This window comes from Pseudomonas sp. TH39(2020) (assembly GCF_016650715.1).
GTDB lineage: Bacteria > Pseudomonadota > Gammaproteobacteria > Pseudomonadales > Pseudomonadaceae > Aquipseudomonas > Aquipseudomonas mandelii_C.
The window spans coordinates 1,783,747-1,805,445 of record NZ_JAEKFF010000006.1 but is presented as its reverse complement, the minus strand read 5'-3'; the positions used below and the strand labels follow the sequence as shown (position 1 = coordinate 1,805,445).

Genomic DNA, 21,699 nt, shown 5'->3' with positions numbered 1-21,699 from the left:
ACTCTGACTTTCAGGTCGATGTAGTTCCAGAAAACACCTCGGTCAGTCCCCTCGCCCCTTTGGGGCGGTCCGACGTTTCGGGAGGGTTAGGGTGAGGGGTGGTTCTCCAGCCCTACCGATGCAGTACGTACTGCCCCGTAAACTTCACCGCATCGTCATCACTGTCGGCATTGACGATCCGCGAATGCAACGTCAACCGCGCCCGTCCATACCGCTTATACATCGCCAAAAACTTCTTCCACACCACCGCACTCGGCGCATGGCAAATCGCCGTCGCGTCCATGGTCACCGGCAGCGGATAACTGATCTGTCCTTCGTGGATCACGATGTGCCCGCCTTCAACCCCGTCTTCACGCAACCGCAAATGCAGCCAGCCCCAACCGGCCAGCACGGCGCCGCAATACAGGCTACCGCCGAACATGGTGCTTTTATGATTGACGTTGGCCTCCAGCGGCAAGTGCAGGCGCAGTTGCTGGTCGTGCCAATCGAGCACTTTGAGGCCCATGTCCCGGGTAAGGGGAATGTCGCGATGGAGGACTGATTCCAGATGACGGCTGTCGCGGCTCATGCACGGATCTCTTGTTTGAAGATGATGAATTGACGGTAGCTCAATCGAGTTCGTCGGTGTGGCTGCTGCCACCGTCGGCGAAGTTCAGCCCGTGTTTGCGCAGTTTGTCGTGCAAGGTCTTGCGTGGGATGCCAAGGGCTTCGGCGAGGCTGCGCACCGAGCTGTGAGAACGCGCCAGTTCGGCGGCGATCAAGCTCTTCTCGAAGTTTTCCACTTGTTCGCTGAGACCGCCGCTGACCACTTCGACCGCCATGCCGACAGCGCCATCCGCTGCGTTATTGTCCAGGGCCAGTTCCAGGCCCAGAGCAAAGCGTTCGGCCGCGTTCTGCAATTCCCGCACATTGCCCGGCCAGGTGTGGCGCAGCAGCAGGGCGCGTTGTCCCGGTTGCAACTCGTGGGGTGGCAGACCGTGACGAGCGCTGGCTTCGTCGGCGAAATGCTGAAACAGCATCAGCGCATCTTCGCCGCGCTCACGCAGCGGCGGAATACGCAGTGGCGCGACGTTCAGGCGGTAATACAAGTCGGCACGGAAGCGGCCCTGATCGGCGGATTGACGCAGGTCTTCCTTGGTCGCAGCGATGATGCGGATGTCCAACGGGATCAGCTGATTACCGCCCAAGCGCTCGACGACCCGCTCTTGCAGCAAACGCAGCAATTTCACCTGCACATCCAGGCTCATGCTTTCGATTTCATCAAGAAATAACGTGCCGCCATTGGCGAATTCGAACTTGCCGATGCGACGCTTTTGCGCACCAGTAAAGGCGCCGGGCTCGTGACCGAACAGCTCGCTTTCTACTACCGACTCGGCCAGGGCGCCGGCATTGATCGCTACGAATGGACCATTACGACGGCTAGACAGATCGTGCAATGCACGTGCGACAACTTCTTTACCGGCGCCGGTTTCGCCAAGGATCAGCACATCGGCCTTGGTCGCCGCCAATGCACCGATCTGCTCGCGCAGGCGCAGCATCGGCGCCGATTGCCCGACCAGTCGGGTGCTCAGTTCATTGCGATCGCTCAGGGCCAGACGCAGGCTGCGATTGTCCAGCACCAGCCGGCGCAGGGCCAGGGCGCGGCGCACGCTGTCGAGCAAGGCGTCGCTGGCAAAGGGCTTTTCCAGAAAATCATAAGCCCCGGCGCGCATGGCTTGCACCGCCAGCGGCACATCGCCGTGACCGGTGATCAGCAGCACTGGCAGCTCCGGGTCCTGGGCATGCAGTTCAGTCAGCAGTTCGAGACCGTCCATGCCCGGCATGCGGATGTCACTGACCACCACGCCGGGCCAGTCGCGTTCCAGTTGCGCGGCCAGGCCCTTGGCTTCAGCGAGCGGCAGGATTTTCAGGCCGGCGAGGTCCAGGGTCTGGCTCAGGGCCTGTCGCAGGTGCGGATCGTCGTCGATCAGCACGACCTGGATGCGGTTGTCGATGGTCATGCACTTCGGTCCTCGGACGGTTGCAGGCTCACACCCGGTGCGCCTGCACGCAACTTCAGGGTAATCAGGGCGCCACCTTCCTTGTGGTTGGCGAACGACAGTTCACCACCGAAGGCGCGCATCAGGGTTTCGCAAATCGCCAGCCCTAACCCAAGCCCCTGAGTGCGGGTTTTGGTGGTGTAGAAGGGCTCGCTGGCGCGGCCAAGTGCCTCCAGGCAGAACCCGGGGCCATTGTCGCGAATGTACAGATTGACGCCGTCGGCAGTGGATTGGGCACTCAACCAGAGCTTACGCGGTGGGCCTTTTTCCGTCAGGGCGTCCAAGGCGTTGGCCAGCAGATTGCCGAGCACCTGGCGCAGACGGGTTTCCCCGGCCTCGACCCACAGGGTGGCGGCCGGCAAGTCGCGGATCAGCTCGACTTCCATGCTGCGTCGACGCTTGGCCAGCAGCGCCAGCGCATCGTCCAGCGCCGGTTGCAAGGCGACGCTTTCCGGGGCATGGCGATCGCGCCGGGCGAAAGCGCGCAAGTGGGCGATGATCGACGCCATGCGCCCGGTCAGTTCGCTGATCAACTTGAGGTTGCCGCGCGCATCGTCGGTGCGCTGATGATCGAGCAGCACCTCGGCGTTTTCTGCGTAGCTGCGGATCGCTGCCAGTGGTTGATTCAATTCGTGGCTGATGCTCGCCGACATGGTGCCAAGGGCCGACAGTTTGCCGGCCTGCACCAGATCATCCTGAGCGCGAACCAGCTCTTGCTGGGCCTGTTCGCGTTCCAGCACTTCCTGTTTCAGTCGACGGTTGAGGCCTTCGAGGTCGCTGGTCCGCTCGGCTACCCGGCCTTCCAGCTCGCGACGGGCCTTGGCTTCGAAGGCGATTCGATCAAGGTAATGGCGGCGGCGCTGCATCATCAGCCCCAGCAGCAGCATCAACACCAACAACGTCGCGCCGCCAATGGCGACGACCGTGCGTACCGGGCGATCGATCAGGGTGCGTGGGGCGAGGATGCTGACGTTCCAACCGGTTTCTGCGATGGACTGGGTTTGTGTCAGCCAGGCGTTGGGATTGAGCCGCAATGGTTTGGGATCACGGGTCGGATAAGGCTGAATCGCAGTAATAGCCTTGCTTTCTTCTTCGCCCAACGGGCGGGTCGAACGGAATCGCCACTCGGGCCGCGACGTGAGAATGACCACGCCGTTATGGTCGGTCAGCAGCAGTTGTTCCGGGGTTTTGCCCCAGAGGCTTTCGGTGTGGTCCAGGTCAACCTTGACCACCAGCACGCCGATGATCTTTTCGCCGTTACGCACGGCCGCGGCGAAGAAATAGCCGCGCTTGGCCGATGTCGTGCCCAAACCGAAAAAACGCCCGAGCCGCCCGGCCATGGCTTCGCTGAAGTACGGACGAAAGGAAAAATTACGCCCGACGAAACTGTCGTGTTTGTCCCAGTTCGACGCGGCCAGCGTCTTGCCCGTGGTGTCCATCAGGTACATGACTTCGGCGCCGGTCTGGGCGCTGATGTTTTTCAACAAACGGTTGGCGTTGCCTTGGGTGACGGCATCGTCGGGCGCGCCGAGGACGGCTCGCAGGGCCGGAAGATCGCCGAGAATCTGCGGCAATACTTCATAACGGTGCAGGGTGCCCAGCAGGTTGGCGACGTAAAGATCAAGGGTCTGACGGTTCTGCCCGGCCAGTTCGCTGCGGTAGTAACGCTCGGCCAGATGCTCCAGCGGCCACAGCAATGGCGCCAGGCACAGCGCGAGCAGGGCCAGGCTGCGCCAGCGGGGTCTGCGGGGGAGGGTCGGAGTCATGAGCATCGAGCGCCTGTGGGTACAGGCGCATTATGCCTAGGCTTGCGTGCGCAGTCTGCGCGCCGTGGGTCAGGCACGCTTGCGCGGTGAAGATTCAGACGGAGTTTCAGGAAAAAACGTCAGCGTCCTTGAAGAGCGCGGCGGCCTCATCTTTATGGGACAGTTTTGGTGCTTCATCCAGTTGCCAATCGATGGCCAGGTCCGGATCGTCCCAGCGAATGCTGCGCTCGGCGGACGGGGTGTAGTAGTCGGTGGTTTTGTAGAGGAATTCGGCGAACTCGCTCAGCACCACGAAACCGTGGGCGAAACCCTCCGGGACCCATATTTGACGATGGTTCTCGGCGGACAGACGCACAGCCACCCATTTGCCGAAATGTGGCGAACTGCGGCGAATGTCAACCGCCACGTCGAGTACTTCACCGGCTGTGACGCGAACCAGTTTGCCCTGCGTGTTTTCCAGTTGGTAATGCAGGCCGCGCAATACGCCTTTTTGCGAGCGGGAATGGTTGTCTTGAACGAAATTCGTCTCCAGGCCAGTCGCTTCTTTGAAAGCCTTGGCATTGAAGCTTTCATAGAAGAAACCGCGCTCGTCACCAAATACCTTGGGTTCGATGATCAGAACACCGGGAAGGTCGGTGGTGACTACGTTCATGGTCTTTCTCCTGCAATAGGCGTTGAAGGGCGTCATTCTTGCGCAAAGTGTAGGCGGGGGCGAGTGGAGCGTGTTTTTTCCTGATCCGTTCGCTGATTGTGTCGAGCATCAGGCAGGTGTCAGGCAGCCGAAAGGGGGTTGCGTATCGCCCCAAGCAGTGGCGATATAAGCGCCTAATAAAATTTCAGGGGTCGTTGTATGCCGCTCGCCACGTTGATTCATCGCGCCAGTTTGCCCAGCCCACAAGTGTCTGCGGAGCAAGCGCTTGAGCTGCTGATAGCACATTACGGGCTGAGTGGAAAATTGCAGGCCCTCGGCAGCCAGCAGGATCTTAACTATCGGGTCGACAGCGACCAGGGGCGTTTTGTCCTGAAAATCTGCCGTGGCGATTACTCGGCGCAGGAGCTGCACGCCCAGCACGCCGGGCTCAAACATTTGGGTGAACACCCCGATGTGCATGTACCACGAGTGATTCCCGCCAAAAACGGTGCAGACCTTCTCTCCCTGGAAGTCGGCGGCCAAACGGTGCATGTGCGCCTGCTCGATTACATCGAAGGCCAGTCGCTCACACACCTGGATCATCTGCCCGGTTCAGTGGTGGCCGGTTTTGGTCGACTCTGCGGCGAAATGGACCTGGCGCTGGCTGGTTTCGACCATCCGGGCCTTGAGCGCACCCTTCAATGGGACGCCCGCCACGCCAACGCGCTGATCGCGCATTTGCTGCCGGTCATCAACGACGACCAGCAACGCCGACTGATCGCCGATGCGGCTGAACAGGCCGAGCGTCATTTGCAGCCGCTGGTGGATAAGCTGCCGGTGCAAGCGATTCACATGGATATCACTGACGACAACGTGGTGTGGCAGCGAGATTCGCAACGCCAGTGGCAATTGCAGGGTGTGATCGATTTCGGCGACCTGGTTCGTACCTGGCGCATCACTGATCTGTCGGTGACCTGCGCGGCACTGCTGCACCACGCTGATGGCGATCCGTTCTACATTTTGCCGGCGGTTCAGGCCTATCACGCTGTCAATCCGCTCACGGATGAAGAGCTACTGGCGCTCTGGCCACTGATCGTCGCCCGTGCGGCGGTGTTGGTGCTCAGCGGCGAACAGCAGGTCAGCATCGATCCTGGCAACGAGTACAGCCGCGACAATCTCATCCACGAGTGGGAGATTTTCCGCGTCGCGACATCGGTGCCGTTGGCGTTGATGGAAGCGGCGATTCTGACCTCGGTCAGTCAGAGTCTGCCGAGTATCGGCAGCGAAGGCTTCGCGCCGCTACTGCCGAGTCTGGTGGGGCGTGAGTTTGCGTTGATCGATTTGGGCGTGCTCAGTCCGCATTTTGAGGCCGGCAACTGGGAACAAGAAGGGATCGATCAACGTCTGTTGACCGAAGCCGCCGCAGCTCACGGTTTGGCGGCCAGTCGTTATGGGCAATATCGCTTGTCCCGCACCCGGCCGGACAGCGCCACTGAGCCGGACACGTGCCCTTTGCACGTCGAATTGCGCGTGCCCCACGGCACGGCGGTCGAGTCACCGTTTGCCGGGGTGGTGCATCAGCCAGCGGCGGGTGTGCTGCAACTGGACGGCCCGCAACTGAGCGTGCGCCTATGGGGCGTGACGCCGTCGCTGCACACGGGCGCGGCGCTGGTCAAAGGCCAGGTGCTGGGTTCCGTCAGCGGGCCGTTGATCGTGCAATTGTGCCGCGGCGCTTCGTTCACGGCGCCGATGTTTTGCACGCCGTCCCGCGCGGCGGCCTGGCAAGCGTTGTGCCCGTCCCCAGCTGCTCTGCTGGGGTTGGCCTGTGACGCTGAAGAAGAACTCGATTCGCAGACGTTGCTGGCGCGCCGTGACGCCAGTTTCGCCCGTACCCAGAAGCACTATTACGTCGACCCGCCGCGTATCGAACGCGGCTGGCGCAATCACCTGATCGACATGCAAGGCCGTTCCTACCTCGACATGCTCAACAACGTTGCGGTGCTTGGCCACGGTCATCCGCGCATGGCCGCTGTCGCCAGCCGTCAGTGGTCGCTGCTCAATACCAACTCGCGGTTCAACTACGCAGCGGTTGCCGAGTTTTCCGAGCGCTTGCTGAAGTTGTCGCCGGATTCCATGGACCGGGTGTTTCTGGTCAACAGTGGCAGCGAGGCCAATGACCTGGCAATCCGTCTGGCATGGGCCTACAGCGGCGGTCGCGACATGCTCAGCGTGCTGGAGGCCTATCACGGCTGGACAGTAGGCGCGGACGCGGTCTCGACTTCGATTGCCGATAACCCGAAGGCCTTGAGCAGCCGTCCGGACTGGGTGCATCCGGTTACCGCGCCGAACACCTATCGCGGCGAATTCCGTGGACCGGATAGCGCGCCGGACTACGTGCGCAGCGTCGAACACAACCTGGCGAAAATTGCCGAGCAGAAACGTCAGCTGGCCGGTTTCATCTGTGAACCGGTGTATGGCAATGCCGGTGGTATCTCGCTGCCGTCGGGGTATTTGAAGCAGGTTTATGCGCTGGTTCGTGCTCAGGGCGGTGTCTGCATCGCCGACGAAGTGCAGGTCGGTTACGGCCGCATGGGCAAGTTTTTCTGGGGTTTCGAAGAACAGGGCGTGGTGCCGGACATCATCACCATGGCCAAAGGCATGGGCAACGGCCAGCCGTTGGGCGCGGTGATCACCCGTCGGGAAATCGCCGAGGCGCTGGAGGCCGAGGGTTATTTCTTCTCGTCGGCCGGCGGCAGCCCGGTCAGTTGCCAGATCGGCATGGCAGTGCTGGATGTGATGGAGGAAGAAAAGCTCTGGGAAAACGCTCAGGTCGTGGGCGGGTATTTCAAGGAACGGCTTGAAGCGCTGATCGATATTCATCCGCTGGTGGGTGCGGTGCATGGTTCCGGCTTCTATCTAGGCGTCGAGTTGATCCGTAATCGCGAAACCCTGGAACCGGCAACCGAAGAAACAGCGGCGCTGTGTGATCGATTGCGCGAGCTGGGGATCTTCATGCAGCCAACTGGCGATTACCTGAACATCCTCAAGATCAAACCGCCGATGGTGACCTCGCGTCAGAGCGTGGATTTCTTCGTGGACATGCTGTCGAGGGTGCTCGCAGAGGGTCTGTAAACACCAATCCCCTTGTGGGAGCGAGCCTGCTCGCGAAAGCGTTGGATCAATCGACGTCGATGTTGAATGAGCGACCGCATTCGCGAGCAGGCTCGCTCCCACAGGGATTGTGTTTTTAGTTCGATTGTTATCGGTATTTTCCGGAGTATTTTAGATAGGTGGCATGTTTGCAGCTTTTAAAGTCGATATTTATCGGATATAAAGTCGTCATTGCCTACTATAAAAAATGACCCCGGAGATGATTCATGAGCCGTATCGTTACTGTCGCCGCCACCCAGATGGCCTGTTCCTGGGACCTTGAAGCCAACATCGAGACCGCTGAGAAGCTGGTCCGTGAGGCCGCGGCGAAAGGCGCGCAGATCATCCTGATTCAGGAACTGTTCGAGGCTCCGTACTTCTGCCAGAAACCGAACCCGGATTACCTGCAGCTGGCCACGACCGTTGAAGACAACGTCGCCATCAAGCACTTCCAGAAAGTCGCCAAAGAACTGCAAGTGGTTCTGCCGATCAGCTTCTACGAACTGGCGGGCCGCGCGCGTTTCAACAGCATCGCGATTATCGATGCCGACGGCAGCAACCTCGGGATTTATCGTAAAAGCCATATCCCGGACGGCCCTGGCTACCACGAAAAGTACTACTTCAACCCGGGCGATACCGGTTTCAAAGTCTGGAACACCCGTTACGCGAAAATCGGCGTGGGTATCTGCTGGGACCAGTGGTTCCCGGAATGCGCCCGCAGCATGGCGTTGCTCGGTGCAGAAATTCTGTTCTACCCGACCGCGATCGGCAGCGAGCCACACGACAAGACCATTTCGTCCCGCGATCACTGGCAGCGCGTGCAACAAGGCCATGCCGGCGCCAACCTGATGCCGCTGATTGCCAGCAATCGTATCGGCAACGAAGAGCAGGATGGCTACGACATTACGTTCTACGGCTCGTCGTTCATCGCCAACCAGTTCGGCGAGAAGGTTCAAGAACTCAACGAAACCGAAGAAGGCATACTGGTTCACAGTTTCGACCTCGACGAGCTGGAGCACATCCGTAGCGCGTGGGGTTCGTTCCGTGATCGTCGCCCGAACCTATACGGCGCCATCAAAACCCTCGACGGTTCCCTGGAGTCCTGATCGTATGACCACTTTGCACAGCACGCCTCGCGCCGACGGCTTTTACATGCCCGCCGAATGGGCGCCACAAACCCAAACCTGGATGATCTGGCCCGAGCGCCCGGACAACTGGCGTCTGGGTGGCAAACCGGCGCAAGCCGCGCACGTCGCGGTAGCCAAAGCCATTGCGCGTTTCGAACCGGTGACCGTGGCGGTTTCCGCCGGCCAATACGAAAACGCCCGTGCCCGTCTGGACGTGCCGAATATTCGTGTGGTGGAAATGTCCAGCGACGACGCCTGGGTTCGCGACACTGGTCCGACGTTTGTCATCAATAACGGTGGCGAAGTCCGTGGTGTGAATTGGGACTTCAACGCGTGGGGCGGTTTCGACGGTGGTCTGTATTCGCCGTGGAATCGCGATTCACAGGTGGGCGGCAAAATCCTCGAGATCGAGCGCAGCCAGCGCTACCGCACCGAGGGCTTTGTGCTTGAAGGCGGTTCAATCCACGTCGATGGCGAAGGCACGCTGATCACCACCGAAGAATGCCTGCTTAACCGCAATCGCAATCCGCACATGAACCGTGCAGAGATCGAAGCGGTGCTCAGTGCGAATCTGGCTGTGGATAAAATCATCTGGCTGCCGGACGGTTTGTTCAACGACGAAACCGACGGCCATGTGGATAACTTCTGTTGCTACGTGCGTCCGGGCGAAGTGTTGCTGGCCTGGACCGATGACCCGCAGGACCCGAACTACCCGCGCTGCCAGGCGGCAATGAAAGTGCTGAAAAGCAGCACCGACGCCAAGGGTCGCCCATTCACGGTGCACAAGATGCCGATTCCGGGGCCGCTGTATGCGACCGAAGAAGAGTGCGCGGGTGTTGATCCGGTGGACGGGACTCAGGAACGTAATCCGACCGTGCGTCTGGCCGGTTCCTACGTGAACTTTCTGATCGTTAACGGCGGCATCATCGCGCCGAGCTTTGACGATCCGCTGGACGGTCCGGCTAAAGAGATTTTGCAGGCGCTGTTCCCGCAGCACGAAGTGGTGATGGTGCCCGGCCGCGAACTGTTACTGGGAGGCGGAAATATCCACTGCCTTACCCAACAACAGCCAGCACCGCACAAGGAGTGAGTGGGGTTGTAACAGCTTGAGTTGATTGCAAAATAATTCAGGCAAACGTTTCCGCTCACGGTCTAGCAGAAAGCCCGCAGCCCTACAGGACTGCGGGCTTTTTTGTATCCGCTTGTCGACAGTTGCGAAACCTTGGCACAGCTCTTGTATCTCTCATGGTGCAAAACAGGGAGGGGAGAACTGCGATGTTCTGTCATAAACCTTGGATAAGTTAGCCGCTCACAAACCAGGAGAGAGCGCGGAAATGAACGCCGAAATGAATGTGGTGAGCGAGCGGGCGTTGCATCCCCTGGCAGTAAACAGCGAATCGCTCCAGGTCCTGGCGCACTGGTTGAAGTCCAATGGAACGCGTCAGATCAGAGAACCTGATCCGCGCCGGATGATGATCGAACGCTACCCCGCTGGTTTATTCAGCGAAGCGGAGCTGGAAGCGTTGTGGGATGTGATGGAAGGATAAGAAGAAAAACAACGGATTGATAAAAGCGCTGCCGGGATGGCGGCGCTTTTTTATGGGCGAAGGTTTTTTGCCCGTTGATGATCGTTCCCACGCGCTGCGTGGGAATGCAGCCCGGGACGCTCCGCGTCCCAAGAGCGGACGCAGAGCGTCCGTTGAGGCATTCCCACGCGGAGCATGGGAACGATCAGTCGGTGGCTGGTGTTTAGAAGCTGTAGGTCCCGGTCACGACCAGGCTACGCGGTTCGCCCGGTTGAATCTGCGCCGCACTGGTGGCCGACGAGTAATAAGTCTTGTCGCTGATGTTGTTCAGCGCCGCGCGTAAATCCCAATCCTTCTGCCGGAACCCGGTCAGTGCATCCCAACGGCCATAACCCGGCAGCACGGTGGTGTTGAGGTTGTCGGCATAACGCTGGCCGACCAGGGTCAGACCGGTTTCGGCGTACCAGCCCATTTCCGGTTTCCAGGTCAGGAACAGGCTGCCGTTATGCTTGGCCACGTTGCTGATGCGTTTGCCTTCAAAGCCGTTGTTGTCCTTCTCGACCATCGCGTCCTGCACACCCACGCCACCGCGCACGTACCAGTTGCCAGCGATCTTGCCGGTACCGGTCAGCTCAATCCCGCGGGAACGTTGCAGGCCGGTGAGCAAGGTCACGCTCGGATCATTCGGATCGCTGGTACGGCGGTTGTAGAGTTCCAGTTCGTAGATCGCCAGTGTGGTGCTCAGGCGATCATCGAGCCAATCGCTCTTCACCCCGATTTCTTTTTGCTTGGTCAGCTCGGGACTCAGGTCGTTGCTGTTGCCGGTGGCGCCGGGGGTGATACCGATCAAACCACCGCCGACCGGGGAAAAGGTCTTGGTCCAGGAGGCGTAGAAGGAATGATTCTGCAGCGGCGTCCATACCAGTCCTACACGCGGGCTGGTGCTATGGCTGTCGCGATCTTCGGAAATGTCCCGCAGCTTGTTGGTCGACTCGATGTCGAAGGTGTCGTAACGCAAGCCGGCCAGCAGTTGCCATTGATCGTTCAGGCGCAGTTGATCCTGCACGTACACCGCACGGCTTTCGACTTCGGTATGAGTGCTGCTGGACACTTGCATCCGCCCGGTATGGCGCAAATTGCGGTCGGGGTTGTACAGGTCCAGTGCCGGCACCGGCTGAGTCCCGCGTCCGGTGGCCGCGTTGTACAACGTAGGGTCGCGCCGCTGGCTGCCGATTTCGATGCCGGTCAGCAAACGATGCTCAAGGCCGAACGTCTCGAAACCGCCTTCCAGTTCGACGTTGTTGTAGACGTTGCGTGTGGTCAGGTCCTGTTGCCAGTGTTGGCGCGTGACCTTGTTGGTCGCCGGGGTGTAGCCAGTCAGGTAGGTGTTGTCGAAATCGCTGTTGAGCTTGAACACGCCCAATGTGTGGCGCAGCTGCCAGTTGTCGCTGAGCTCATAACTGAGCTTCGAGCGCAGGGATTGCGACTTGTCGTCGATGAAATCGTGTTCGCTACCGTAGGTTGTATCCCGTCCTACGTCCGCAGGGCGTCCGTTTACACCGGGGATGCCGCGATCCGGCGTACGGTTGTAGCGGCTGTATTCGTACTGCACCAGCCAGTTCAGGTCCGGCGTCAGTTGCCAGCTCATCGACGGAGCGAACAGTTGGCGATTGCCGCTCACGCCATCGCGGAAGCTGTTTTGATCCATGTTGCCCATGTTCAGGCGCAGGCTGATGTTCTCGCTCGGGTCGGTGCTGAGGTCGGCGTAGAGGCTGCGCAGATCATCGCTGCCGCCTTGGGCCTCGAGGGTCGAGCGGCGACCGATTTCGGGCAATTTGCTGACCCGATTGACGATCCCGCCCTGACTGCCGCGACCATACAAAACAGCGGCCGGGCCTTTGAGGACTTCGATGCGTTCGATGTTATGCAAATCGCGCACGTATTGGCTGTCGTCACGGATGCCGTCGAGGTAGAAGTCGTTGCTGGCGTCGAAACCGCGGATGCGCAGGCTGTCGAAGCGAGTGTCGGCGCCGCTGCTGACGTTGGGGATGCCGCTCAGCGCGGTGCCCAGGTCGTTGGTGCCGTAATCCACGACGTTTGCGGTTTTGATCGAGTCGATGGCTTGTGGAACGTAGCGCACCGGCGTGGCAGTGCGGGTCGCGGTGCTGGTTTCCTTCACGCGCGTGTCATCGGCTTCAACTTCGGCGCTGATCGACGTCTCGGGTAAAACAGTGGTGGCGGCGCAGGTAAAACCGGCAGAGAGAAATGCAGAAAGCCCAAGGGTGACGGGCGTGAGGCGAAAGGGGGCGGGCATCTGAAGCGCATCCGAAAGGGTGGAGAAATTCGATGGCGCGAATGGTAATGCTTGTTATTTACTTCCGTTAATTATTCTTGAAAGGTTTCACTGTTTGATTATTTCGAATTGTGTCGAGATGGCTACAGTGGGGCCGTGAGGCCATTCGACCGATTCCTGAAACAGACTGAAAGCCATTGCAGCGTTTTTCAGAAACGGGCGGAGGACTAATCTGCCGGCATCTAGTTTTCCTACGCTTTTGCCGGAGTCTTCCCATGATCCTTCACTACATTTACGACCCGTTATGCGGCTGGTGCTATGGCGCAAAACCGCTGGTGCAAGCCGCTCAGGCTGTGTTGCCAGTGATCGCCCACGGCGGCGGCATGATGACCGGCGCCAACCGCCAGACCGTTTCGCCACAACTGCGCAACTACGTGATGCCCCACGACCGTCGCATTGCCGAGTACACCGGCCAGCCGTTCGGCGAGGCGTATTTCGAAGGATTGCTGCGCGATGAGACAGCGGTGTTCGATTCCGCACCGCCGATTGCCGCAGTGCTGGCAGCCGAGCAGATCGCCGGCCGAGGACTGGCGTTGCTGGGGCGTTTGCAGAGTGCTCACTACGAGGAAGGTCGACGCATTGCCGATGAAGCGGTCCTGTTTGAACTCGCACAAGACATCGGTCTGGAACCCCAGGCGTTCCAGGCTGCTTTCAACCAAGCTGAAACCGATCGCCACATCAAGGACAGTCGAGCATTCCTGGCCGAGGTGGGCGGTCAGGGTTTCCCGACCTTCGCCCTGGAACACAACGGCCAATTCAACCTGATCGATATCAGCCCGTGGCTCGGCAAGCCGCAAGCCTTCGTGGCATGGCTGAGTCAGTCGCTTCCCGGACAAGCATCATCATTGGAGCTTCAAGCCTGTGGCCTGAACGGCTGCGCCCACTGACGTCGACAAGTGATTTCTTAGACGTTTCCACATATTTACAGACGATTCATGAAATTGACACATCGTTAAGGGGGCGGCTAGGATTCGCCCCACGCCTGTGGCTAACCGCCATGATCCTAAAATAACAAAAAGGCCCGCCACGATTTCTTCGTGCGCGGGCCTTTTTTGTTTGGGGTGAAAAAAGAGTGCGATAGCGCCGTTTCAGCCGTTCGACACAGCGCGTATCAACCGGTCATAAGGAAAAGAACAAAATGTTGAACAAGCGAATCAGCCTGATCGCTCTGGGGATGTTGAGCGCTACACAGGTCATGGCTAACGACCAGGCCGAATCCAAGGGTTTTGTTGAAGACAGCAGCCTCAAAGTGCTGCTGCGCAATGCCTACATCAATCGCGACAAAAAAGACGGTAACGATGACCAGCGTGAATGGGGTCAGGCTGCCATCGGCACCTACACCTCGGGCTTCACCCAAGGTACCGTCGGCGTGGGCGTTGATGCCTTCGGTCTATATGGCTTGCGTCTGGACCGCGGTAGCCACAGCGGCGGCCAAGGCATCGACTTCTTCAAGGAAGGCGACAGCGGTAACCCGGCCGGCGACCTGGCCAAAGCCGGTGGCGCGGTAAAATTCCGCGTATCCAGCACCGTTCTGACTTATGGCGACCAGATGCCGGTCTTGCCGGTGTTGAGCTACGACAACGGGCGTCTGCTGCCGGAAAGCTACACCGGCACCCTGATCACCTCCAAGGAGATCAAAGGCCTGGAGCTGAACGCCGGTCGCTTCACCGCCGAATCGCGCAAAAGTGCTGAAGGCCGTGACAGCGGTGGCCTGAAGTCGATCAACGTGCTGGGCGGTAGCTACCAGTTCACCGAACAGTTCAAGGCTGCGCTGTACGCCTCCGACGTCGAAGACGTGTTGAAGAAGCAATACGTGAACGCCAACTACGTGTTCCCGATCGACAAGGATCAGTCCCTGACCCTGGACTTCAACGGCTACCGGACCAAGCTGGACGATTCCTACGTTCGCGAAAGCGGTGCGACCGGCGACGACAACAAGATCTGGAGCCTGGCCGCCACATTCGCCACCGGCGCGCACTCGTTCACGCTTGCCCACCAGCGCAGCACCGGCGACAGCAACCTGGGCTACCCCTACGGCGGCTACCAGAAGGATCAAGGTCGCGTCGGCGACGGCGGCAACACCATCTACCTGGCGAACTCCTACTGGTCCGACTTCAACGCCGAAGACGAACGCAGCTGGCAGCTGGGCTACGGCCTCGACTTCAGCACCTTCGGTATTCCAGGCCTGAGCTACAACTTTGCCTACGTGCGCGGCGACAACATCACCACCTCCACCAGCGAAGGCGGTACCGAGCGCGAAATCTTCAACCAGTTCAAGTACGTCGTGCAAAGCGGCCCGGCCAAAGACCTGAGCGTGAAACTGCGCAGCTCGATCCTGCGTGTGTCGCAGAAATCGAGTGAGTACAACTCCAGCGGTAATGAAGTGCGTGTGTTCGTGGATTACCCGATCAACATTTTCTGATGATCGGTTGCGCTATCGAGGCCTGATGCAAGGCTGAGAAAGGAAAAAGCCCCGACTGGTTCGGGGCTTTTTTGTGGGCGCGATTTAGAGCTCAACGCGCTCAGCTATTTCCTGCGTTGAACCGGGACGGATCTCGAGTAGGAAAGGGATCAGGCTGATATTCATCGCGCGCTCAAACGGTTGAAATATTGGGCGAGAAATCCAGCTGACTTTGGTTACTACCATGGGCATATTGCTGAAAACTACAGTGCGTTGCCGCATTGATGAGGATTTGAAGGCGCGGGCTACTGAGGTCTTGGGTACTTGCGGCCTGAACATCAGTGATGCCATGCGTCTTTTTCTTCGTCAGGTTGTAGCAACTCAGGGCCTCCCGTTTGAGGTACACGTCCCTTCGGAGAAGACGGCCCGCGCCATGATGGAAGCACGAGATATTCGCCAGCGGTTCGACTCGATAGACGACATGCTGAGGGACGCTGAGGGCGAAACCGGAAAAAAGCAAAAGCGCGCTGAGCTGCCCAAAGTACGCACAAATAAGCAAATCACCGTGGAAACCGTGATCGTCGAGCTTTATATAATCCGTAAGCGAACAAAAATTTAAAATATATTCGTATCTGTACTACTCTGAAGGCACATCCCTTTGCCCGAAGGAGTCCTTCCAATGGCCACTTCATCCCCCGTCCGCACCGCTCCCCAAGAGCTCGACACCCCGGAAGCCGGCCGTGTGGCGCTCAAGTTCTTCTTCAACCTGATGGAGCGTTGGGGCTGCACCGCCGAAGAACAGCGCACGCTGCTGGGCAAGGTCGGCAACACCACCTTCTATAAATACAAACACCTGCCGCCCAATGTGCGTCTCCCTCACGACACCCTGGAGCGCATCTCCTACCTGATGGGCATCCACAAAGCCCTGAGCATCATCTTCAGCAACAACCGCGACCGCGCCTACAAATGGGTCAGCAGTCCGAACACCGCTGCGCCGTTCAATGGTCAATCCGCGTTGAGCTATATGCTGGCCGGCCGGGTGGTGGACATTGCTGATGTGCGTCGCTACCTCGATGGCGTCCGCGGCTGATGGCCCCGGAAGTAGCGCTCCCCGAGTGGAACCGTGCCTACCGGATGATCAATAGCGCGTTCCCCCCGATCACCCTGTTTGAGGACGTACTCGACCCCGAAGACCTGCAAACCGCCTACGCCCTGGAAGCCCTGACCAACGACCGGTTGGTGCAAGAAGCCGGCGTGCTCTCCCGCGTGCTGCCCGAAGACCGAATCTCCGGCCCCGGCTCATCACCGGTCATGGCCGCGTTCACTCACATCGGCAAAACCAGCCGCTTCACCGACGGCACCTACGGCGTCTACTACGCCGCCAGCAGCCAGGCCGCCGCCATTGCCGAAACGAGCTATCACCAGGAACGCTTCCTCGCTGCGACCAACGAGCCCGACATCGAGTTGACCCTGCGCACCTACGTCAACAAAGTCGTCAAACCGATGCACGACATCCGCCAAAACTATCCGGACCTGCACCACCCGGATCCTGACGCTTACGGGCCGTCACAAGCCTTTGCCCGGCAACTGCGTGAAACCTTGTCGTGGGGGCTGCTTTACAACAGCGTTCGGTTATCCGGCCATGAATGTGTCGCTGCTTTTCGCCCGCCGGCCGTGTCTATTCCGAAGCAGGGCAAGCACATTCGATATGTGTGGAGTGCGAGCAGCCGGAAAATTTCGTTTGTGTTTGAAGTCAGCGAGGTGTGAGCCGGAAACTAAAAAGCCCCGATTGATTCGGGGCTTTTTCTTGTGTGCGATTTGTTTATGGCGCGACGTTACTGGCTCGGTTGTTACCCGGTGCATCGAGCACCTTCGCTACGTCATCGATGATCGCCTTACTCATATCCTGCAAAAAGTGCGACGCCCAGGCATACCGGTCGGTGTCACGAACCATGGCGGCGTCAGATGCGAGAAGTTTGGCGATGTGGAGCAGATCGGAGGCGTGGGAGAGGGCTTTGATCACCGGGACACCGGCGTTGATGCGGAACAGCGGTTGGTTGGAGTGGTAGGAGAAAGGGGTGAGGCCGATGGTTTTCAGATCTTGGGGGTTGGTCATTGGGCACCTCCGGTTTTTGGGCGGTGGTGGGTGATGACAGGAGTTGCTGAGATGGAAGTTTTGAACGGATCAATAGCGTGCATTGCAATACTCCAAAAAAAGTAGAGCTGTCACGTTCGTTCTCAGGCGAATGGGTGGCAGCTATGCGCAGGCTGAGAAACCGGTATGCACGACCCGGCAGACCCGAAGGTCTCCCACGCACAGCCGCCATTGCACGGAAATGCAGACACAAAAAAGCGCCGGCTATCGTGATTTAGGGCGCTGGTGCGCGCGCATATTACCCGGGTTCTCAGGCCCGGTCGCTGAATTGGCAGCGACGGTTTGAAGGTAGCTCGAGGGAGGCGGATGCGCAATCGTGGCTAGGTGGTGGCGTGGGTTGAGGGCCTAGTGATTTTATAACTGAGCATTAATTGCATGCAGAACATAACTTTCGAAATAATAGCTTATTCATTTCTGACAGGTTATTAAGCTCGGTGAGTCGCTGTCTGGTCTCTAGTTTTATTTTGTCTTTCAATGAGTTAGATGTTTTTTAGGTTGAGAATATCGTTTTTAATCTTATCGACCATCGGTCGTGAGGATGGGAAGAAAGACGCCGGCGATGGTAGTCTCCGCCACCGTTTTGCATGATGCGGTTATGAAAAAGTATTGACAGCTAGGCGCTACGCGGTAGGCTGGCGCATTTGCGCCAGCCTACCGCGTAGCGCCTAGCAGAAAAGACGAGCAATTGGACTTCTTTTCTAAGCGTGTGGTCTATCATCTATCTCGAGGGTAGGTAAGCCACACAACAAGAAGAAAGTACGCGTACGAAATTGTAATTTTTATAGGGAAGGTGTTCTCATGAGAACTGAAGGGCAATTGGAAGGACGGTTTGTTAAAGTCTCGACTGATGAATCTGCTCGCTGTTCTGTTGTTTACTCGGAAGAGTTTGCCGAGCGGAAAAAGAAAAAAGAATATAAGAATGCGCTCTCCCAAATACTTCAGCGTGCACGTAAGTTAGATTGGTAGTTGAGATAAAAAATGTCGACAGGGAATGTTAAGGCTTTTTCAAAACTTGGCTCTGCTTCTATTGTCGAGCCTCCAGAAGACGAAGATCTACGCGCTAAGATAAAGTCTCGAAAAACAAATGAGATAATTATCGGGGTGTGCGGTGCGGTAGGTTGTAATCTACAAGATGTTGTTTCTGAGCTAAAGAATCAGTTTGGAACTTTTTCCTATGAAGTTCATGTAGTAAAAGTTAGCACTATAATTAAAACTTTCTTTGATACCAATGATCCTCCTGCAGCCTACTTTGGCAAGATTGATTTTATTGATTCTTTACCTCTGTCTGGTCGTTATGAAGCATTACAGGATCTGGGGAATTATATAAGAAATCTGTTAGGTGATGATGCGTTAGCTGTGCAAGCGGTGAAGCATATTTCTGCTGAGCGCGATATTAGTATGAATTCTAGCGGTGATTCGCTACCACCTAGAGCAATTTATATAGTCGACCAATTAAAGCATCCTGCAGAAGTAGAGTTGTTACGATTGGTTTATCGAAACGCCTTTTTTCTGATAGGCGTAATGAGTCCCCAAACAGCTAGATGCGAATATCTACAAACCGAGGGGCTGAATTCAGTTGAGGCTCTACAGCTAATTGAGCGTGATCGGAAAGAAAATTTGAATCACGGTCAGCAGCTTGAAAAAACTGTTTATAAGGCAGATTTTTTCGTCAAACACAGTCTTACTAGTTCTAGGAATATTGCCAAGCCTTGCAAGCGTTTTGCTGATTTAGTCCACGGTGAAAATGGAATTACCCCCAGTCGTGATGAGTCGGGTATGTATGCAGCGTACTCTGCTTCATTAAAGTCGGCGTGTTTAAGTAGGCAAGTTGGCGCTTCTATAGCAGATGCCGGTGGCAATATTTTATCTTTGGGGTGGAACGATGTTCCAGCACCCGGTGGCGGCTTATATAATTCTGAATCCGAACCGGATCAACGTTGCGTGCATCATGGTAGTAAATGTTATAACGATGACATGAAAAGTAAGCTTGCCAAAGATATTGTGAAAATTCTTCTAAATGCTCAGGTTGAAAATACAAGGCTTCAAGTCGTTGAGGCACCTGACGTCAAGTTGATTGAGGCGGCGCTTCCGATAGAGAATTTGTCCGTGGACGCCCTGCCAGCTAAGAGTGGTGGCGCTAGTGTTTTTAGTGCAGAGCAAGCTTCCGATCTAGTGTCAAGTATCCTTAAAGATACCGCGCTGGGAGCTATTTTGGAATATTCCAGAGCCATCCATGCTGAAATGGAAGCTATTTTAAGTGTAGCGCGAAGTGGGGCGGCAAATACATACGGCGCTATTATGTATACCACTACCTACCCCTGTCACAATTGTGCAAGACACATTATCGCGTCGGGAATAAGTAGGGTTGTATATATAGAGCCGTATGAGAAAAGTTTGGCCATGAAGCTTCATGCTGACGCTATATCTAATGATGAAAATTCGTCGGGTAAGGTTTTGTTTGAGAATTTTGAGGGCGTTTCTCCTACTAGGTATTCCACGTTATTTTCTTTCAATAATCGCCGGAAGGATGATTCGGGAGTGGCGTTGCACTTTATAAATAAAAAAGACGCATCTCCAGTGTCAAATGAATTTCTGGACTCATATCTTGATGTGGAGTTGAAGGTTGTAAAAAGGGCTGTTAAGGACTCAAAAGAAAATCTTGAGTACTAATAACTCTTAGGAAATACGCAGTTATTAGTCTATGGATAGTTAAACTAATTTTGACTTCTCGCGAGGTCCTCAAGGCCTCGCTATATTCTTCGCCAAATTCTGCGCTTTGCGAATAACTACATGCTACAAATTAATTACACCACGTAACTAATGATGTTCCCGTCCCCACCTTTATCCCCTCCAGCTAACTCCCTATATTGAGCTCCAACGCCTCCCCATCATCCCGATGAGAAGGTCACTGGAGATTCCTCATGCCTTTCGTAAGCGTTCGCATCACCCGCGATGGCGTTACCTCGGAGCAGAAAGCTCAGGTGATCGCCGAAATCACTGAAACCCTGGAACGCGTTCTCAACAAGGATCCGCACCTGACCCACATCGTGATCGAAGAAGTCGACACCGATAACTGGGGCTATGCCGGGATCACCACCACCCAGTACCGCAGGCAGCTGGCAGAGGCGGAGGACAAGTCATGACCGCGTCCGTCTCCATCGATTTCATCTCCGACGTGGTGTGCCCGTGGTGCGCCTTGGGCGCGACGGCGCTGGAGCAGGCGATCGAGAACGTGGCCGGTGAGGTTTCGGTGGAACTGACCTACAAGCCCTTCGAGTTGAACCCGGACATGCCGGCGGTCGGCGAAAAAGCGGTTGAGCACTTGATGCGCAAATATGGACGAACCGCCGAAGACGTCGCCGCCGGCAAGGCGATGCAGATCGAACGTGGCGCGGCCATCGGTTTCAAGTTCGATCTGGAGAAGCGCAGCCACTTCTACAACACGTTTGATGCTCACCGGTTGTTGATGTGGGCGTTGCAGGAAGGGCGGCAGGTCGCACTGAAGAAGATCCTGCTGCGCGCTTATTTCACCGACGGCCGGAACCCGAGCGATCGCGAGACGCTGGTGGGTCTGGCTGCTGAAGCGGGACTGGATGCGGCGGCTGCTCAAGAGGTGTTGGCGTCCGGAGCGTTCGCCAAAGAAGTGCGTGAGCTTGAAGAGTTTTACCGCCAGCGCGGCATCAACTCGGTTCCGGCCATGGTGCTGAACGGTCGTCACCTGGTGTCCGGTTCGCAGTCGGTCGAGTACTACGAACAGATGTTGAGACAAATGGCGAAGGCCCCCGCCGAAGCCTGATTACTTACTTTTTCAAACCATCATTTATTAGTAGAGGTTCATCATGAGCAATTCGAAGAAAGTCATCGTTATTACTGGCGCCTCCCAAGGTCTCGGCGCAGGCATGGTCAAGGCGTTCCGTGATCTGGATTACAAGGTTGTCGCCACTTCGCGTTCGATCAAACCGTCCACCGACCCGGACATCCTCACCGTGGCGGGCGACATCGGCAACCCGGAAGTCGCCCAGCAAGTCATCCGTGAAGCCATCGCACGCTTTGGCCGCATCGACACCCTGGTCAACAACGCCGGGATCTTCGTTGCCAAGCCGTTCACTGCTTACACCGCTGAAGACTACGCCAACGTGCTGTCGGTGAACCTGAACGGTTTCTTCTACATCACCCAACTCGCGATCACCGAGATGGAAAAACAGGGCAAAGGCCACGTCGTCAACATCACCACCAGCCTGACGGACCACGCAATTGACGGTGTGCCGTCGGTACTGGCTTCGCTGACGAAAGGTGGCTTGAACGCGGCGACCAAGTCCCTGGCGATTGAATACGCCAAGCGCGGGATTCGGGTGAACGCGGTCAGCCCTGGCATCATCAAGACCCCGATGCACGGCGAAGAAACCCATGAAGCGCTGGGCAATCTGCACCCGGTCGGCCACATGGGCGAAATCAGCGATATCGCTCAGGCGGTTGTGTATCTGGACAACGCCAACTTTGTCACCGGCGAGATCCTGCACGTTGATGGTGGGCAGAGCGCGGGTCACTAAG

20 protein-coding genes are annotated in these 21,699 nt (G+C 57.2%); 14 read left to right on the top strand and 6 right to left on the bottom strand.

Annotation, left to right across the window (positions count from 1 at the left end; genetic code table 11):
* Positions 1-112: 112 nt before the first annotated feature.
* The 4 genes from JFU47_RS16005 to rfbC all read right to left on the bottom strand — a co-directional run bounded on the left by JFU47_RS16005 (position 113) and on the right by rfbC (position 4,457).
* Entirely contained in the window at positions 113-568 is a 456-nt protein-coding gene (locus JFU47_RS16005) for a YiiD C-terminal domain-containing protein (protein WP_201184183.1), read from the bottom strand.
* Positions 569-608: 40 nt separating this feature from the next.
* The gene (locus JFU47_RS16000; RefSeq protein ID WP_201184180.1) at positions 609-2,000 is read right to left on the bottom strand and encodes a sigma-54-dependent transcriptional regulator; all 1,392 of its coding nucleotides are present in this window, start codon (positions 1,998-2,000) and stop codon (positions 609-611) included.
* Positions 1,997-3,805, bottom strand: coding sequence for a sensor histidine kinase (locus JFU47_RS15995; protein ID WP_201184178.1), 1,809 nt, complete (start codon positions 3,803-3,805; stop codon positions 1,997-1,999). The genes JFU47_RS16000 and JFU47_RS15995 overlap by 4 nt, the downstream gene beginning before the upstream one ends.
* A gap of 106 nt (positions 3,806-3,911) precedes the next feature.
* On the bottom strand, positions 3,912-4,457 hold the full coding sequence (gene rfbC, locus JFU47_RS15990) for a dTDP-4-dehydrorhamnose 3,5-epimerase (RefSeq protein WP_201184175.1): 546 nt from the start codon (positions 4,455-4,457) through the stop codon (positions 3,912-3,914).
* A gap of 198 nt (positions 4,458-4,655) precedes the next feature.
* Between rfbC and JFU47_RS15985 the strand changes: the two genes are divergently transcribed.
* The 4 genes from JFU47_RS15985 (at position 4,656) to JFU47_RS15970 (ending at position 10,260) form a co-directional block, all read left to right on the top strand.
* Positions 4,656-7,568 (top strand): aminotransferase, encoded by a 2,913-nt coding sequence (locus JFU47_RS15985; protein WP_201184172.1) that lies wholly within the window; start codon positions 4,656-4,658, stop codon positions 7,566-7,568.
* Positions 7,569-7,813: 245 nt separating this feature from the next.
* Positions 7,814-8,692, top strand: coding sequence for an N-carbamoylputrescine amidase (gene aguB, locus JFU47_RS15980; RefSeq protein ID WP_140680500.1), 879 nt, complete (start codon positions 7,814-7,816; stop codon positions 8,690-8,692).
* Between the two features lie 4 nt (positions 8,693-8,696).
* The gene (gene aguA, locus JFU47_RS15975; protein ID WP_201184170.1) at positions 8,697-9,803 is read left to right on the top strand and encodes an agmatine deiminase; all 1,107 of its coding nucleotides are present in this window, start codon (positions 8,697-8,699) and stop codon (positions 9,801-9,803) included.
* Positions 9,804-10,047: 244 nt separating this feature from the next.
* Positions 10,048-10,260, top strand: coding sequence for a hypothetical protein (locus JFU47_RS15970; RefSeq protein WP_046045525.1), 213 nt, complete (start codon positions 10,048-10,050; stop codon positions 10,258-10,260).
* A 202-nt stretch (positions 10,261-10,462) separates the two neighbouring features.
* Here JFU47_RS15970 and JFU47_RS15965 read toward each other — a convergent pair whose 3' ends face one another.
* Entirely contained in the window at positions 10,463-12,553 is a 2,091-nt protein-coding gene (locus tag JFU47_RS15965; protein ID WP_201184167.1) for a TonB-dependent receptor, read from the bottom strand.
* 254 nt (positions 12,554-12,807) lie between these two features.
* On the opposite strand from JFU47_RS15965, the gene JFU47_RS15960 reads away from it, so the two are divergent.
* From JFU47_RS15960 to JFU47_RS15940, 5 genes are all read left to right on the top strand, one after another.
* Positions 12,808-13,479, top strand: a complete 672-nt coding sequence (locus tag JFU47_RS15960) for a DsbA family protein (protein ID WP_201184164.1) — start codon at positions 12,808-12,810, stop codon at positions 13,477-13,479.
* 251 nt (positions 13,480-13,730) lie between these two features.
* Complete coding sequence (locus JFU47_RS15955; protein ID WP_123367031.1) at positions 13,731-15,014, top strand: OprD family porin; 1,284 nt, start codon at positions 13,731-13,733, stop codon at positions 15,012-15,014.
* 223 nt (positions 15,015-15,237) lie between these two features.
* A complete protein-coding gene (locus JFU47_RS15950) occupies positions 15,238-15,612 on the top strand; it encodes a type II toxin-antitoxin system RelB/DinJ family antitoxin (RefSeq protein ID WP_201184161.1) in 375 nt (124 codons plus the stop codon).
* 60 nt (positions 15,613-15,672) lie between these two features.
* Positions 15,673-16,083 carry an MbcA/ParS/Xre antitoxin family protein gene (locus JFU47_RS15945; RefSeq protein ID WP_033058347.1) on the top strand — a complete coding sequence of 137 codons (411 nt, stop codon included), beginning with the start codon at positions 15,673-15,675 and terminating at the stop codon, positions 16,081-16,083.
* Complete coding sequence (locus tag JFU47_RS15940; RefSeq protein ID WP_201184158.1) at positions 16,083-16,760, top strand: RES family NAD+ phosphorylase; 678 nt, start codon at positions 16,083-16,085, stop codon at positions 16,758-16,760. The genes JFU47_RS15945 and JFU47_RS15940 overlap by 1 nt, the downstream gene beginning before the upstream one ends.
* Before the next feature lie 55 nt (positions 16,761-16,815).
* Here the strand turns inward: JFU47_RS15940 and JFU47_RS15935 are convergent, their stop codons facing one another.
* A complete protein-coding gene (locus tag JFU47_RS15935) occupies positions 16,816-17,109 on the bottom strand; it encodes a DUF3077 domain-containing protein (RefSeq protein ID WP_201184155.1) in 294 nt (97 codons plus the stop codon).
* A gap of 837 nt (positions 17,110-17,946) precedes the next feature.
* On the opposite strand from JFU47_RS15935, the gene JFU47_RS15930 reads away from it, so the two are divergent.
* The 5 genes from JFU47_RS15930 to JFU47_RS15910 all read left to right on the top strand — a co-directional run bounded on the left by JFU47_RS15930 (position 17,947) and on the right by JFU47_RS15910 (position 21,698).
* Positions 17,947-18,114: a hypothetical protein gene (locus JFU47_RS15930; protein ID WP_201184152.1), complete on the top strand. Its 168-nt coding sequence runs from the start codon at positions 17,947-17,949 to the stop codon at positions 18,112-18,114.
* A gap of 12 nt (positions 18,115-18,126) precedes the next feature.
* Positions 18,127-19,818, top strand: a complete 1,692-nt coding sequence (locus JFU47_RS15925; protein WP_201184149.1) for an anti-phage dCTP deaminase — start codon at positions 18,127-18,129, stop codon at positions 19,816-19,818.
* A 251-nt stretch (positions 19,819-20,069) separates the two neighbouring features.
* A complete protein-coding gene (locus JFU47_RS15920; RefSeq protein WP_201184146.1) occupies positions 20,070-20,291 on the top strand; it encodes a tautomerase family protein in 222 nt (73 codons plus the stop codon).
* Positions 20,288-20,944, top strand: a complete 657-nt coding sequence (locus tag JFU47_RS15915) for a DsbA family oxidoreductase (protein WP_140680524.1) — start codon at positions 20,288-20,290, stop codon at positions 20,942-20,944. The genes JFU47_RS15920 and JFU47_RS15915 overlap by 4 nt, the downstream gene beginning before the upstream one ends.
* Positions 20,945-20,987: 43 nt before the next feature.
* Positions 20,988-21,698 (top strand): SDR family NAD(P)-dependent oxidoreductase, encoded by a 711-nt coding sequence (locus JFU47_RS15910; protein WP_201184144.1) that lies wholly within the window; start codon positions 20,988-20,990, stop codon positions 21,696-21,698.
* Position 21,699 lies beyond the last annotated feature (1 nt).

Coding starts and splice junctions, on each gene's coding strand:
- JFU47_RS15995 (WP_201184178.1), bottom strand. CDS start 3,805: ATGACTCCGACCCTCCCCCGCAGACCCCGCTGGCGCAGCCTGGCCCTG.
- JFU47_RS15955 (WP_123367031.1), top strand. CDS start 13,731: ATGTTGAACAAGCGAATCAGCCTGATCGCTCTGGGGATGTTGAGCGCT.
- JFU47_RS16005 (WP_201184183.1), bottom strand. CDS start 568: ATGAGCCGCGACAGCCGTCATCTGGAATCAGTCCTCCATCGCGACATT.
- JFU47_RS15970 (WP_046045525.1), top strand. CDS start 10,048: ATGAACGCCGAAATGAATGTGGTGAGCGAGCGGGCGTTGCATCCCCTG.
- aguB (WP_140680500.1), top strand. CDS start 7,814: ATGAGCCGTATCGTTACTGTCGCCGCCACCCAGATGGCCTGTTCCTGG.
- aguA (WP_201184170.1), top strand. CDS start 8,697: ATGACCACTTTGCACAGCACGCCTCGCGCCGACGGCTTTTACATGCCC.
- JFU47_RS15965 (WP_201184167.1), bottom strand. CDS start 12,553: ATGCCCGCCCCCTTTCGCCTCACGCCCGTCACCCTTGGGCTTTCTGCA.
- JFU47_RS16000 (WP_201184180.1), bottom strand. CDS start 2,000: ATGACCATCGACAACCGCATCCAGGTCGTGCTGATCGACGACGATCCG.
- JFU47_RS15960 (WP_201184164.1), top strand. CDS start 12,808: ATGATCCTTCACTACATTTACGACCCGTTATGCGGCTGGTGCTATGGC.
- JFU47_RS15930 (WP_201184152.1), top strand. CDS start 17,947: ATGAGAACTGAAGGGCAATTGGAAGGACGGTTTGTTAAAGTCTCGACT.
- JFU47_RS15940 (WP_201184158.1), top strand. CDS start 16,083: ATGGCCCCGGAAGTAGCGCTCCCCGAGTGGAACCGTGCCTACCGGATG.
- rfbC (WP_201184175.1), bottom strand. CDS start 4,457: ATGAACGTAGTCACCACCGACCTTCCCGGTGTTCTGATCATCGAACCC.
- JFU47_RS15945 (WP_033058347.1), top strand. CDS start 15,673: ATGGCCACTTCATCCCCCGTCCGCACCGCTCCCCAAGAGCTCGACACC.
- JFU47_RS15915 (WP_140680524.1), top strand. CDS start 20,288: ATGACCGCGTCCGTCTCCATCGATTTCATCTCCGACGTGGTGTGCCCG.
- JFU47_RS15935 (WP_201184155.1), bottom strand. CDS start 17,109: ATGACCAACCCCCAAGATCTGAAAACCATCGGCCTCACCCCTTTCTCC.
- JFU47_RS15920 (WP_201184146.1), top strand. CDS start 20,070: ATGCCTTTCGTAAGCGTTCGCATCACCCGCGATGGCGTTACCTCGGAG.
- JFU47_RS15950 (WP_201184161.1), top strand. CDS start 15,238: ATGGGCATATTGCTGAAAACTACAGTGCGTTGCCGCATTGATGAGGAT.
- JFU47_RS15985 (WP_201184172.1), top strand. CDS start 4,656: ATGCCGCTCGCCACGTTGATTCATCGCGCCAGTTTGCCCAGCCCACAA.
- JFU47_RS15910 (WP_201184144.1), top strand. CDS start 20,988: ATGAGCAATTCGAAGAAAGTCATCGTTATTACTGGCGCCTCCCAAGGT.
- JFU47_RS15925 (WP_201184149.1), top strand. CDS start 18,127: ATGTCGACAGGGAATGTTAAGGCTTTTTCAAAACTTGGCTCTGCTTCT.